The sequence below is a fragment of the Aquincola tertiaricarbonis genome (assembly GCF_000969605.1).
GTDB lineage: Bacteria > Pseudomonadota > Gammaproteobacteria > Burkholderiales > Burkholderiaceae_C > Aquincola > Aquincola tertiaricarbonis.
On record NZ_JZUE01000008.1, the window covers coordinates 97428 to 110422 of the forward strand.

A 12995-nucleotide genomic window follows, 5' to 3' on the forward strand; every position below is an offset into this window, starting at 1 on the left:
CGTTAGAATTCTGTTGTACGAACAATCGTTCTATTCTACAGAACTTCCGCCATGTCCTCTCCCATGTCGTCCCTGTTGATCAGCGAAGTGGGTCCGCGTGATGGCCTGCAAAGCATCCATGCGGTGATGCCCACCGCGGCCAAGCACCGCTGGATTGCCGCGCTGGCTGCGGCCGGCGTGCGCGAGATCGAGGTGGGCTCCTTCGTGCCCGCCAAGCTGCTGCCGCAGATGGCCGACGTGGGCGAGGTGGTGGCGCAGGCGCTCACGCTGCCCGGCCTGCGCGTGGCGGCGCTGGCGCCCAACTTCCGCGGTGCGCAGGCGGCCTTCGAGGCGGGCGTGCACAAGCTGACGATGCCGGTCTCGGTGACCGAGGCGCATTCGCTGGCCAACGTGCGCAAGACGCATGCGCAGATGGCCGACGAGGTGCGCAACGTGGTGGCGCTGCGCAACGAGCGCTATCCGCACATCGAGCTGGAGGCCGGCCTGTCGGTGGCCTTCGGCTGCACCATCGCCGGCGCGGTGAGCGACGACGAGACCTTGCGCGTGGCGGCCACCATGGCCGCGCTGGGCGTGGACGAGGTGGGCCTGTCCGACACCAGCGGTTATGCGCAGCCGGTGCAGGTGCGCCGCCTGTTCAACCGCCTGCACGCCGAGCTGGGTCGGCAGGCCGGCGGTGCCCACTTCCACAACACCCGCGGCCAGGGCCTGGCCAACGTGGTGGCGGCGCTGGAGGCGGGCGTCACCACCTTCGACGCCAGCCAGGGCGGCATCGGCGGCTGCCCCTATGCGCCCGGCGCCAGCGGCAACATCGTCACCGAAGACCTGGTGTGGATGCTCGAGGCGATGGGCCACGCCACCGGCATCGACATCGACCGCCTGCTGCAGGCCCGTGCGGTGCTGCGCGAGGCGCTGCCCGACGAACCGCTGTACGGCCATGTGCCCGACGCCGGCCTGCCCAAGGGCTTCACCTACGCCGACGGCAAGGCCCCGCAATGAGCACCGGCACAGGCGCACAGCCGCTGCCGTACGAAGGCACCCGCGTCGTCGAGTTCACCCACATGGTGATGGGGCCCACCTGCGGCCTGGTGCTGGGCGACCTGGGTGCCGAGGTCATCAAGGTGGAGCCGCTGCAGGGCGACGCCACGCGCCGGCTGGTGGGTTCGGGCGCCGGCTTCTTCTCGGTGTTCAACCGCAACAAGAAGAGCCTGGCGCTGGATGCGAAAGACCCGCGCGGCAAGGAGTTGGTGCTGCGCCTGGTGGGCACCGCCGACGTGTTCAGCGAGAACTTCAAGCCCGGCACGATGGACAAGCTGGGCTTCGGCTATGCGGCGCTGTCGCAACTCAACCCGCGGCTGGTCTACGTCAGCCACAAGGGTTTCCTGCCTGGGCCGTACGAGCACCGCACCGCGCTGGACGAGGTGGTGCAGATGATGGGCGGCCTGGCCTACATGACCGGCCCCGAAGGCCGGCCGCTGCGCGCGGGCACCAGCGTCAATGACATCATGGGCGGCATGTTCGGCGCCATCGGCGCGATGGCCGCGCTGGCCGCACGCGAGCGCACCGGCCGGGGCCAGGAGGTGCAGAGCGCGCTGTTCGAGAACAACGTGTTCCTGGTGGCGCAGCACATGATGCAGTTCGCCGTCACCGGCAAGGCGCCCGCGCCCATGCCCAGCCGCATCTCTGCCTGGGCGGTGTACGACGTGTTCACCGTGGCCGGCGGCGAACAGATTTTTTTGGCGGTGGTGAGCGACACCCAGTGGGCGCTGTTCTGCGATGCCTTCGGCCTGCCCGCGCTGAAGACCGACCCGCGCCTGGCCAGCAACAACCTGCGCGTGGCCGCGCGCGAATGGATGCTGCCGCTGCTGCGTGAACGGATGGCCGGCCTGCACGGCGCCGACATCGCCGCCACCTTCGAGCGCCATGGCCTGCCCTACGCGCCCATCACCCGGCCGCAGGACCTGCTGGACGACCCGCACCTGCTGGCCACCGGCGGCCTGGCCCCGGTGACGGTGCCGGCCGATGCCAGCGGCGCCGGACGCGAGATCGAAACGCGCACTGCACTGCTGCCGCTGGCGCTCGACGGCCAGCGCCTGGGCGTGCGCGAGCCGCCGCCCGCGCTGGGCCAGCACACTGATGCGCTGCTGCATTCGCTGGGTTATCTCGACGGCGACATCGCGGCTTTGCGCGAGGCCGGCGTGCTGCTGCCCGCAGGCCGCTAGCATCGGCTGCATCGAAGCAGTACGCCGATGGAGACGAACACATGGCCGTGTATGAACTGGACGACCTCAAGCCCCGCATCGCCGAGACCGCCTGGGTGGCCGACAGCGCGCAGGTGATCGGCAACGTGGAGCTGGCCGAAGGCGCCAGCGTGTGGTTTGGCGCGGTGGTGCGCGGCGACAGCGCCGACACCGTGCACATCGGCCGCAACAGCAACATCCAGGAAGGCAGCGTGCTGCACTCCGACCCCGGCAAGCCGCTGACCATCGGCGAGAACGTGACCGTGGGCCACATGGTGATGCTGCACGGCTGCACCGTCGGCGACGGCTCGCTGGTGGGCATCGGCGCGGTCGTGCTCAACGGCGCGCGCATCGGCAAGCACTGCCTGGTGGGCGCCGGTTCGCTGGTGACCGAAGGCAAGGAGTTTCCTGACGGCTCGATGATCCTGGGCAGCCCGGCCAAGGCAGTGAAGGAACTGTCGCCCGAGCAGATCGCCGGCCTGCAGCGCAGCGCGCAGCACTACGTGGCCAATGCGCAGCGCTTTGCCACCAGCCTGAAGAAGGTGGGCTGAACGATGGCCACGATGCCCGAGCACATCCACAGCTATGAGCCGCGCAACGGCCACGGCCTGCCGCACGATCCGTTCAACAGCATCGTCGGCCCGCGGCCGATCGGCTGGGTGTCCACGCACGACGAGCAGGGCCGCCTGAACCTGGCGCCGTACAGCTTCTTCAACGCCTTCAACTACACGCCGCCCATCGTCGGCTTCTCCAGCATCGGCTGGAAGGATTCGGTGCGCAATGCCGAGCGCACCCGCGAGTTCAGCTGGAACCTGGCCACCCGCGCGCTGGCCGAGCGCATGAACACCAGCAGCGCCGGCGTGCCGCCCGAAGTGGATGAGTTCGAGCTGGCCGGCCTCACGCCGCGGCCGGGCACGGTGATCGGCGTGCCGCACGTGGCCGAGAGCCCGGTGAACTTCGAATGCCGCGTGACGCAGATCGTGCAGCTGCAGACAGCGCAGGCCACGCCGGTGGAAACCTGGCTGGTGCTGGGCGAGGTGGTGGCGGTGCACATCGACAGGTCGCTGCTGGTCGAAGGCATCTACGACACCGCGGCCGCACGCCCCATCCTGCGTGGCGGCGGCCCGGCGGACTATTTCGAGATCACGCCCGAGGCACTGTTCAGGATGAAGCGCCCGCGTTAGCAGTCGCCCTACACAACTTCGCGCACGACATCAAACGAAACACGCCGATACCGCGGCGAGAGGACCGAACCCCAGCCCGCCGGCACCATGGCTTCCATCGCAATCCTTGTTGAAAGCACACGATGAAAGTCTGGATCAAACGCAGCCTGGCCGGTGTTCTCGGCGCCTCGGTGTTGTTCGGTGGCCTGTCGGCCTGTGCGGCCGGCGGCTACGGCGGCGGCCATGGCCGCGGCGACTGGAGCCAGCAAAGCCCCGAGGAGCGTGCCGCACGGCAGGCCAAGATGCTGGAGCGCGTCGCCAGCCGCCTGGAGCTGGATGCAGCGCAGAAGGCCAAGCTCGACACCCTGGCCAGCACGCTTCAGGCGCAGCGCGCCGCGGTGATGGGCGGCACCGGCCCGCGCACCGAGCTTCAGTCGCTGATCGCCGGCAGCAGCTTCGACCGCAACCGCGCGCAGGTGCTGCTGCAGCAGAAGACGCAGGCGATGCAGGCCGGCGGCCCGCAGGTCATCAATGCGATGGCCGACTTCTTTGACAGCCTGCGCCCCGACCAGCAGCAGAAGGTGCGCGACTTCATGAACCGGCGCGGCGGCCGCGGCATGCACCATGGCGAGCGCGGCCCGCGAGGCGGCTGACCGACACAATGGCCGCATGCGACGCCTGCTGCTGATCGACGACGACGAACAACTGGCCGCGCCCCTGGCGGCCTTCTTCCGCCGCTTCGATTGCGAGCTGGTGTCGGCCACCACGCCCAGTGCGGGCCTGGCGCTGTTGAAGGAAGGCGGCTTCGACGCCGCCATCCTCGACGTGATGCTGCCGGAGATGGACGGCTTCGAGCTCTGCCGCACGATCCGCAAGCACAGCGACCTGCCCATCGTCATGCTCACCGCGCGCGGCGACGTGATGGACCGGGTGGTGGGCCTGGAGCTGGGCGCCGACGACTATGTGCCCAAGCCCTTCGAGCCGCGCGAGCTGCTGGCCCGCCTGCAGACCGTCTGGCGGCGCAGCGGCAGTCGTGGCGCCGCACCACCGGTGCCCGCCGGCGAGCCGCGCGTGATGGTGTTCGACGGGTTGACGATCGACCTCGACCGCCGCCAGGCCCTGCGCGGCGGCGAGGCCCTCGACCTCACCGGCACCGAATTCGAGCTGCTGGTGCTGCTGGCGCGCGAGCCGCAGAAGGTGTTCAGCCGTGACGAGATCCTGGAGAAGCTGCGCGGCCATTCCGCCGAAGACCTGCTCACCCGCGCGGTGGACATCCTGGTGAGCCGGTTGCGCAAGAAGCTGGAGCCGCTGGACTGCATCCGCACGCTGCGTGGCGTGGGCTATGCCTTCGCGGCCGGGCGCGTGCAGTGAGCGCGGCCGACGCTCCTGCGCCCTGGCGCCAGCGCTTCCATGCGGCTCGGCGCCGCCTCGGCCACTCGTTGCGCTGGCGGCTGGTGGGCCTGTTCGTGCTGCTGGCCGTGGCCACGGTGATCGTGTTCGTCTCGGGCATGCAGCAGGCCTTCCGCGGCGGCTGGCGCGAGGTGGCGCGGCCGCTGGTGGCGCACTACCTGGACCTGGCCGCGGCCGACCTCGGCACGCCGCCCTCCATCGAGAAAGCGCGGCAGATGGTGCAGCGGCTGCCGCTGCGCATCCAGATCGACGGGCTGCAGGTGCAGTGGGATTCGCACCCCGGCCGCGCCGAGCGGGCGCGCCGCCGCGGCCGCGAGGACGAAGGTGGCGAATGGCAGAGCCGCACGCTGGCCGACGGCCACCGCGTGACCTTCCGGCTGGTGCAGCCGCCGCACGAGCGGCGCGCCCGTGGCATCGGCTGGGCCACGCTGGCGCTGCTGCTGCTGCTGGTGGGCATCGCCTGGCGCAGCGTGAGCAGCCTGCTCAAGCCGATCGAAGGCATCCGCGCCGGCGTGCAGCGCTATGGCCAGGGGCAGTTCCAGCAGCCCATCGTGGTGGAGCGGAACGACGAACTGGGCCAGCTGGCGCAGCAGGTGAACACCATGGCCGCGGACCTGCAGCGCATGCTGGAGGCGCAGCGCGGCCTGCTGCTGGCCATCAGCCATGAGCTGCGCAGCCCGCTGACCCGCGCCCGCGTGAACGCGGAGCTGGTGGAAGACGGCGAGGCCCGCGACGCGCTGCTGCGCGACCTGGGCGAGATGCGCGACCTCATCAGCGACCTGCTGGACAGCGAGCGTTTGGCCGCCGGCCATGCCGCACTGCAGACCGAGCCCACCGACCTGGCCGCGCTGGTGCGCGAGGCGGCGGCCGACTTTGGCGGCGATGCCGACATCACGCTCGACGTCGCCGCCGACCTGCCGCTGCAGCCCATCGACCGCCCGCGGCTGCGGCTGCTGCTGCGCAACCTGATCGGCAACGCACGCCGGCATGCGCCGCGCACGCCCATCGCGCTGGCCTTGCGGCGCGAGGAGGCGGAAGCCGTGCTCACCGTGCGCGACCACGGCCCCGGCGTGACCGACGAACAGCTCGCCCTGCTGGCCCAGCCCTTCTACCGCACCGACAGCGCCCGCCAGCGCCGCACCGGGGGCGTGGGCCTGGGCCTGTACCTGTGCCGGCTGGTGGCGCAGGCGCATGGCGGCAGCTTGCAGCTGCAGCGGGCGCAGCCCGGGCTGGCGGTGGTGCTGAGGTTGCCGCTCGGCGGTTGACGCGCAGGCGTCATCGATGCGGCCTTTTTCTTGCGTAGCATCGGCCCCCAGGTCAATTTGCACCAAGGTGATGCCATTGAATGAGTCAGTCATTTCGAGGTGGTCGGCGTCGGTGGTCCTGGGGTGCGCACTGGCTGCGCCCGCCGGGGCCGCGCCGATCGCGGTCGGCGAGGGCGCCTTTGCCGGCGCGCAGCTGATCGACTTCAATGCCCTGCCCGACCGTTTCGTGCTCGGCAATCTGGCGCCGGGCATCAGCGTGGGCAGCGGCATGCTGTTCACCAACGCGTCATCGCCCGTGCTGGATGCATTCGGCAGCCAGGGCGCGAGCAACTTCGATCACGCCGAGCCCGGCGTGGTGTCGCGCAGCATCACGCTGCTGTTCTCGCAGCCCGTCATCCGGCTGGGGCTGCTGCAGTTCTCGGGCACCACCGAATTCCAGCTCATCGTCGCCGACGAATCGCTGCTGTTCCCCAGCGGCGCCAGCCCCAGCTTTGCCGGGGTGGAGGATCTGGCCGGCTTCACCCAGGCCACGCTTTTCGTCACCGGGGAGAACCGCGCCTTCTCCATCGACGACCTGCGCTTCGTGCTGGCCGACACGCCCGGCAACACCGTGCCCGAGCCCGGCGCGCTGGCACTGGCCAGCCTGGCGCTCGGCGCCGCCGCCCTGGCGCGCCGCCGCCGCACCGGGTAGCCAGCCCGGCGCCTGGCCGCAGAGTCCTTCAAGCACCCCTGGAGCCCGCCATGACGCCGATGCCCGACGACCGACCAGACACCGCCACGCCCGCCGCGGCCCGACTCGTCGGCACCTTCGGCTACCGCATCGAGGGTGACACCGCCAGCCTGAACGCCGAGATCCACTGGAGCCCGGCCGCGGCCGACCATGACGGCTGGCGGCTGCAGCTGTGGGCCCGCCCGCTGGGCGGGGTGGCGCCGTCCGTGCTGGTGGCGGAGCTGGCGCTGAGCGTGCCGCTGCACAGCCATGGCGAGCCGCAGCACTATGCCGAAGGCCATGTGATGGCCGTGCCGCCGGCCGGCAGCGGCCAGCACGAGATGACGCTGCGGCTGGTGAGCACCGCCGCCGACGGCCGGCCGCTGCTGCATGACGAAGCCGCCTTCGGCCAGCCCGAGCGCTTCGTGCAGCCGCGGTTGGAGGGCGCCAGCCTGCGCACCGGCGTGGGCGACGGCCTGGCGCTGGTGGTGGAGCGGGTGCACAACCCGCGGCCGGCGGACAACTTCAGCGGCTCGCTGTCGCTGGAGCTGTGGGCGCTGGCCGAGCCGTACCGCGGCGGCGCCTTCGTTGGCCGCTGCATCACCTCCGTGCGGGTGGCGCCGCTGGCCGGCCAGACGGATTCCGGCCCGATGGTGATGCCGGTGCCCGCCACCGCGGCCGACCGCCAGCGGCCCTGGTGCCTGATGCTGCGGGAATGGACCGCCGTCGGCTACGTCGCCCGCGACCACGCGGCGCTGGTGCCACCCCTGCCCGCACGGCCGCCGGCGGCAGCCGCCGCCACCTCCGCCACGCCGGCGGCCCGCGCGCTGCCGACGATGCCGCGGCCCACGCCGATGCCGGCCATCGTGCGGGCAGCGCCACCGCGGCGCGCCGCGGTGCCGCCGCCTGGCCTGGGCTCGCGCTTGATGGCCAACTTGAGGCAGTTGCTCCATCGGGGATGAGAATCATTTGCGTTAGGATGGCGGCCGAGCCAGCCTGACGCCAGCCGAGACCAACCTTCGCCGCACACGAGGTGCACTGGCGGCAAGCGGGTTTCGGCGGCCGCGCAGCAGGCCTCCGCGGCCCTGCCCGCGGGTGTCCATCGATCGTGTGACGGTCGATCCACCCCCAAGCAGGACCCCCGATGACAAGCCCCCACCGCCGCGCGCGCCGCACCACGCTGGCCTGCGCCGCCACCACCACGCTGCTGTGCAGCGCCTTGCCGCCGGCGCAGGCACAGGCCACCGCGCCGGAGGCGCCGGTCACGCAGGTGCTGATCACCGGCAGCGCCGACCGCCAGACCGCGACCGGCCCCGTCAAGGGCTACAACGCACGCCGCAGCGCCACCGCCACCAAGACGGACACGCCCCTGTCGGAAACGGCGCAGTCGGTGACGGTGATCACCCGCGACGAGATCGTCGACCAGGGCGCGGTGAACGTGCAGGACGCGCTCAACTACGCCGCCGGCGTGCGCTCGGACGCCTACGGCATCGACTCCCGCAGCGACGGCTTCCGCATCCGCGGCGGCAATGCCGACGAATACCTCGACGGCCTGCGCAAGAACTTCGACTACTACACCAGCAACGCCCGCACCGAGCCCTACACGCTGGAGCGGATCGACGTGCTGCGCGGCCCGGCCGCCATGCTGTTCGGCCAGGGCTCCACCGGCGGCGTGGTCAACCTGGTGAGCAAGCGACCGCAGGACGTGGCGCAGGGCGAGGTGGGGCTTCAGGTGGGCAGCTTCGGCCGCCGCCAGCTGCAGGCCGACGTCACCGGCCCGCTGACCGCCGACGGCCAGTGGCTGTACCGGCTGGTGGGCGTGGCCCGCGATGCCGACACCCAGGTGGACCACGTCAGCGACGACCGCGGCCTGCTGGCGCCTTCGCTCACCTGGCGGCCCAGCAACGTCACCTCGCTCACGCTGCAGGGCCTGGTGCAGAACGACGACAGCGGCTCCACCTCGCAGTTCTTCCCCTGGTCGGGCGTGCTCACCGCCAACCCCAACGGCAAGCTGCCCACCAGCCGCTTCATCGGCGACCCCGATTGGGACCGCTACGACACCCGGCGCCGCTTCGCCGGCTGGCTGTTCGAGCATGAGCTGGACAGTGGCTGGACCCTGCGCCAGGGCCTGCGTTACACCCATACCGAGGTGGACTACCGCAGCCTGTACGGCGACTCGTTCTCGCTGCCCGGCGGTTGGAAAGAGGACGAGGACGGCCAGCGGCTGCTGGGCCGCTACGCCAGCGCCTCCTTCACCAAGACGCGGCTGCTCACGATCGACCAGAACCTGCAGGGCCGCGTCACCACCGGCGCCGCGCAGCACGACCTGCTGGTGGGCCTGGACTACGCGCGCTACCGCAAGACGGGCACCAGCGGCTTCGCCGGCCCGGCCGACGTGCCGGTGATCGATGCCTACGACCCGGTGTACCCGGCGTTCACGCCGCCCGAAAACTTCGCCATCGATCCTTCCACCCAGCGCCAGGTGGGCGTGTACCTGCAGGACCAGATCCGCTTCGGCGAGCGGTGGCTCATCACCGCCGGCCTGCGGCACGACCGCGCCCGCAACCAGACCGAGGGCCAGGCCAGCGAGAACAGCAGCGCCACCACCAAGCGGCTGGGCGCGATGTACAGCGTGGCCGGCGGCTGGTCGCCCTACCTGAGCTACAGCGAATCGTTCAAACCGGTGGCCAACATCGGCAACCAGCGCTTCGACCCGCTGCGCGGCAAGCAATGGGAGGCCGGCGTCAAGCACGAGTCGGCCGACGGCAAGCTGCTGGTGAATGCGGCCGTGTACCACCTGCGGGAGGAGAACCAGCTCATCTCCGACCCCTCCACCAACACCTACAGCCAGGCCGGGGAAACCAAGGCCCGCGGCCTGGAGCTGGAGGTGAAGGCGGCGCTGCAGCGCAACGTGGACCTGGTGGCCAGCTACACCTACACCGACGTGAGCGAGGAGATCGAGGAAGTGCCGCACCACCAGGCCTCGCTGTGGGGCAAGTGGCGATTCGCGCCGGGCCTGTCGGCCGGTGCGGGCGTGCGCTACAAAAGCGCCTTCAGCGACGGCGCGGCGCCGGAGGTGCCCTCGGTCACCCTGCTCGACCTGATGCTGGCCTGGGAGAACGCGCACTGGCGCGCCGCGCTCAACATCGCCAACCTGACCGACAAGACCTACGTGGCCACCTGCCTGGGCCGGGGCGACTGCTGGTACGGCGCGCGCCGCAGCGCGGTGGCCTCGGTGAGCTACCGCTGGTAGGCGTGCAGGAAGCGCGCCGTCAGTCGCGCGGCGGCGGCGCGGGCGGCAGGGCCGCCGGCAGCGGCTGCGACAGCCGCGGCAGGTGGCGCGGCGGCTGGCGCACCGGCGGCCGTTGGGCTACCTCGGCCAGTTCGGCCACCTCGGCCGGCACCTCCGCCTTCACCTGCTGCAGCTGCTGTGGTTGCGGCTGCACACGCGGCGCTGCCGGCGGCTGTTTCGGCGCCGGCCGCAGCATGCTGGTGCCGGTGGCGGGCGGCACGGGCGGCAGCGGCAGCTGCTGCCACTGGCCCCACAGCGGCTGGCGCTGGTCGGGCGCGGCCAGGTGGATCTCCTCCACCAGGCTGCCCTGGCCGTCGGCGATCACCACCCGGTGCGACTGCGAGTTGGCCGCCAGCGCGCGGCCGAAACGGCGCAGCCGGTCCAGGTCGCTGTGCCAGATGCGCCCCTGCAGCGTGAGCCGGCCGGCGGCGTCGCGCGTCACCTCCACCACCCGGTACAACGGTGCCTGACGGCCACCGCCACGGCGCGGCGCCGCGGGCAGGGCGGGCTCCGTCAGGTTGGGGGCGGTGTCGGGGCTGGACATGACGGCTTTTCGGCCGCTGGCGCGCCGGGCTGAGGCCGGACGTGATTGGTTTTGTTTCGGCGGTCGATAGACTGGCCCGATGTCCGACGCCCACACCATCCAGGTCGAGCCGGGCGGCCACCGCTTCGCCGCCCAGCCGACGCAGACCTTGCTGGCCGCTGCCCTGCAGGCCGGCGTGCCGATGCGCAGCGCCTGCCGCAACGGCAGTTGCCGGGCCTGCCTGTCGCAGCTGTTGGAAGGCCAGGTGCACTACCTGGTGGACTGGCCCGGCGTCAGCCGGGAAGAACGTGCCGAAGGCGCGGTGCTGCCCTGCGTGGCCCAGCCGCGCTCCGACGTGCGGCTGCAGGCGGGCCGCCTGCTGTGGGGCTGAGCATGGCCGACGAGCCGCTGCTGCTGCAGGCCGCCGCCCGGGCGCGGCAGCACTCGCACTCACCGTATTCCGGCTTCGCGGTGGGGGCCGCGCTGCTGGACGAGCAGGGCCGCCTGCATACCGGCGCCAACATCGAGAACGCCGCCTATCCGGAAGGCCTGTGCGCCGAGGCCGTGGCCCTGGCCCACCTGGTGATGGCGGGCGGCCGGCAGGTGCGGGCGGTGGCGGTGGTGGCGGACAGCGCCCGGCCGGTGACACCCTGCGGCGGCTGCCGGCAGAAGCTGCGCGAGTTCGCGGCGGCGGATGCGGTGGTGCTGTCAGGCGCCGTGGCCGAGGGCGGGCCGGTGCTGCGCGGGCGCTTCACCCTCGCCGGGCTGCTGCCTGAAAGCTTCGGACCGGCGCTCCTGGCGGCGGCGGACTAGCGCAGTCCTTCGGCCAGCGCGCGCGTCAGCTCGGCGGCCGGCATCGGCCGACTCAGGCCCACCGCCTGGCCGGACCACAGCGGCGAGAAGTCCCCGCTGTCCCGCGCCTCGGCCTCGGTGCGCAGCGGTGCCAGCGCGCTGGTGGCCAGCGGAAAGCGGGGCGCATCGTCGGCCAGCGGTCCCATCTCGCGCATCACCCGGTTGACCACGCCGCGGGCCGGCCGGCCGCTGAACACGTTGGTGAGCGCGGTGTGCACCGCCGCCTCGCTGCCCAGTGCACGGCGGTGCACCGCGCTGGTGTCGGCCTCGGGGCACAGCAGGTAGGCGGTGCCCACTTGCACGCCGGCGGCGCCCAGCGCCATGGCGGCCCGCACGCCGCGGGCGTCGCCGATGCCGCCAGCGGCCACCACCGGCACCTGCACCGCATCCACCACCTGCGGCAGCAGCGCCATCAGGCCCATCTGCAGCGTCAGGTCGGTGTCCAGGAAATGACCGCGGTGGCCGCCGGCCTCCAGGCCCTGGGCGATCACCACGTCGGCGCCGCGCGCCTGCAGCCAGCGCGCCTCGGCCACCGTGGTGGCCGACGACATCACCACCGCGCCCCATGCCTTGACACGGTCCAGCAGCGCCGGCGCCGGCAACCCGAAATGGAAGCTGACGACCGGCGGCTTGTAGGCGGCCAGCAGCTCGGCCGCCTCGGCGCTGAACGGCACCCGGCCGGCGGCACTGGGCGCGCTGCGCAGGTCGGTGCCGAATTCGGCGTCGAACCGGTGCGACAACCGGGTGCGCCAGGCGGCGTCGCGCACCGGGTCGGGCTCGGGCGGCGTGTGGCAGAAGAAGTTCACGTTGTAGGGCGCGCCCGCGGCCTGCAGGCGCCGCAGCTCCGCTTCCAGCGCGTCGGCCGACAGCATGGCCGCAGGCAGCGAGCCCAGCGCACCGGCGGCTCCCACGGCCAGCGCCAGGCGGCTGCCCTGGGAGCCGGCCATGGGGGCCTGGATCAAGGGCAGCTCGGTTTGGAGCAACGAAAGCAACGCACCCGACATCACGGTCTCCGCCAGCAACAACAGGCGACCAGCCTAACGCCATTGCGCCGGGCCTTCAGGCGCGGGCCGGGATGGCTAGGGTTGCGGCTTCTGCCGGTACACCACCGGCGGCAAGGCCTGCGCCCAGTGGCGGCGCTCGCGCAGCAGCGACTGCACCCGCGCCACCAGCGCGTCCACTCGGCGCGCCAGCGCACGGCGTGTGGGCAGGCCGGGCAGTGCCGCTTCCAGCGCGGCCTGGTCCTGGTGGGCCCACATCAAGGCGGTGTCGCGCAGGATGACGGCCGCCCGCAGCCGCACCAGCTCACGCTCCTGGCGTCGCAGGGTCGCCGCCTGCTCGTCCAGCAGCCGGCTGCAGCGGCGCTGCACGCTGCCGTAGGCGTTCATCAGCGCGCAGTGCTCGCGCGCCAGATCGGGGGTGTCGGTGGGTTGTTCGGCGTTCATCGTGCACCTCGTGGTGGTGACGCGCCGATATTAGATGAGAACTATTCTCGTTTGCGTGAAAGCCGCGTTGCCAAAAGAAAAGCCCCTGGCGATGGGCGC

15 protein-coding genes are annotated in these 12995 nt (G+C 71.8%); 12 read left to right on the forward strand and 3 right to left on the reverse strand.

Annotation, left to right across the window (positions count from 1 at the left end):
- Positions 1-63: 63 nt before the first annotated feature.
- The 10 genes from VO99_RS11540 to VO99_RS11585 all read left to right on the forward strand — a co-directional run bounded on the left by VO99_RS11540 (position 64) and on the right by VO99_RS11585 (position 10037).
- Positions 64-996 (forward strand): hydroxymethylglutaryl-CoA lyase, encoded by a 933-nt coding sequence (locus VO99_RS11540; protein ID WP_375136388.1) that lies wholly within the window; start codon positions 64-66, stop codon positions 994-996.
- Positions 993-2219, forward strand: a complete 1227-nt coding sequence (locus VO99_RS11545; RefSeq protein ID WP_046113011.1) for a CaiB/BaiF CoA transferase family protein — start codon at positions 993-995, stop codon at positions 2217-2219. The genes VO99_RS11540 and VO99_RS11545 overlap by 4 nt, the downstream gene beginning before the upstream one ends.
- A 41-nt stretch (positions 2220-2260) precedes the next feature.
- Complete coding sequence (locus VO99_RS11550) at positions 2261-2788, forward strand: gamma carbonic anhydrase family protein (RefSeq protein WP_046113012.1); 528 nt, start codon at positions 2261-2263, stop codon at positions 2786-2788.
- 3 nt (positions 2789-2791) lie between these two features.
- Positions 2792-3421: a flavin reductase family protein gene (locus VO99_RS11555; RefSeq protein WP_198156928.1), complete on the forward strand. Its 630-nt coding sequence runs from the start codon at positions 2792-2794 to the stop codon at positions 3419-3421.
- Positions 3422-3543: 122 nt separating this feature from the next.
- Positions 3544-4053 carry a Spy/CpxP family protein refolding chaperone gene (locus tag VO99_RS11560; RefSeq protein WP_046113013.1) on the forward strand — a complete coding sequence of 170 codons (510 nt, stop codon included), beginning with the start codon at positions 3544-3546 and terminating at the stop codon, positions 4051-4053.
- Positions 4054-4069: 16 nt separating this feature from the next.
- Complete coding sequence (locus tag VO99_RS11565; RefSeq protein WP_046113165.1) at positions 4070-4771, forward strand: response regulator transcription factor; 702 nt, start codon at positions 4070-4072, stop codon at positions 4769-4771.
- A complete protein-coding gene (locus VO99_RS11570; protein ID WP_046113014.1) occupies positions 4768-6075 on the forward strand; it encodes a HAMP domain-containing sensor histidine kinase in 1308 nt (435 codons plus the stop codon). Before VO99_RS11565 ends, VO99_RS11570 begins: the two co-directional genes overlap by 4 nt.
- 112 nt (positions 6076-6187) lie before the next feature.
- Positions 6188-6766, forward strand: a complete 579-nt coding sequence (locus VO99_RS11575; RefSeq protein WP_046113015.1) for a PEP-CTERM sorting domain-containing protein — start codon at positions 6188-6190, stop codon at positions 6764-6766.
- Positions 6767-6816: 50 nt separating this feature from the next.
- Entirely contained in the window at positions 6817-7746 is a 930-nt protein-coding gene (locus VO99_RS11580; RefSeq protein WP_046113016.1) for a hypothetical protein, read from the forward strand.
- A gap of 182 nt (positions 7747-7928) precedes the next feature.
- Complete coding sequence (locus tag VO99_RS11585) at positions 7929-10037, forward strand: TonB-dependent siderophore receptor (protein WP_052736273.1); 2109 nt, start codon at positions 7929-7931, stop codon at positions 10035-10037.
- A gap of 19 nt (positions 10038-10056) precedes the next feature.
- On the opposite strand, the gene VO99_RS28780 is transcribed toward VO99_RS11585, so the two are convergent.
- The gene (locus tag VO99_RS28780; RefSeq protein WP_157039540.1) at positions 10057-10620 is read right to left on the reverse strand and encodes a hypothetical protein; all 564 of its coding nucleotides are present in this window, start codon (positions 10618-10620) and stop codon (positions 10057-10059) included.
- A gap of 79 nt (positions 10621-10699) precedes the next feature.
- Between VO99_RS28780 and VO99_RS11595 the strand changes: the two genes are divergently transcribed.
- A complete protein-coding gene (locus tag VO99_RS11595) occupies positions 10700-10990 on the forward strand; it encodes a 2Fe-2S iron-sulfur cluster-binding protein (protein WP_046113017.1) in 291 nt (96 codons plus the stop codon).
- Positions 10991-10992: 2 nt separating this feature from the next.
- Positions 10993-11412: a cytidine deaminase gene (locus VO99_RS11600; protein ID WP_046113018.1), complete on the forward strand. Its 420-nt coding sequence runs from the start codon at positions 10993-10995 to the stop codon at positions 11410-11412.
- On the opposite strand, the gene VO99_RS11605 is transcribed toward VO99_RS11600, so the two are convergent.
- Positions 11409-12455 carry an NAD(P)H-dependent flavin oxidoreductase gene (locus tag VO99_RS11605; RefSeq protein WP_046113168.1) on the reverse strand — a complete coding sequence of 349 codons (1047 nt, stop codon included), beginning with the start codon at positions 12453-12455 and terminating at the stop codon, positions 11409-11411. The two genes, VO99_RS11600 and VO99_RS11605, sit on opposite strands and share 4 nt — an antisense overlap.
- A gap of 75 nt (positions 12456-12530) precedes the next feature.
- The gene (locus VO99_RS11610; protein WP_052736275.1) at positions 12531-12896 is read right to left on the reverse strand and encodes a hypothetical protein; all 366 of its coding nucleotides are present in this window, start codon (positions 12894-12896) and stop codon (positions 12531-12533) included.
- Positions 12897-12995: the final 99 nt, after the last annotated feature.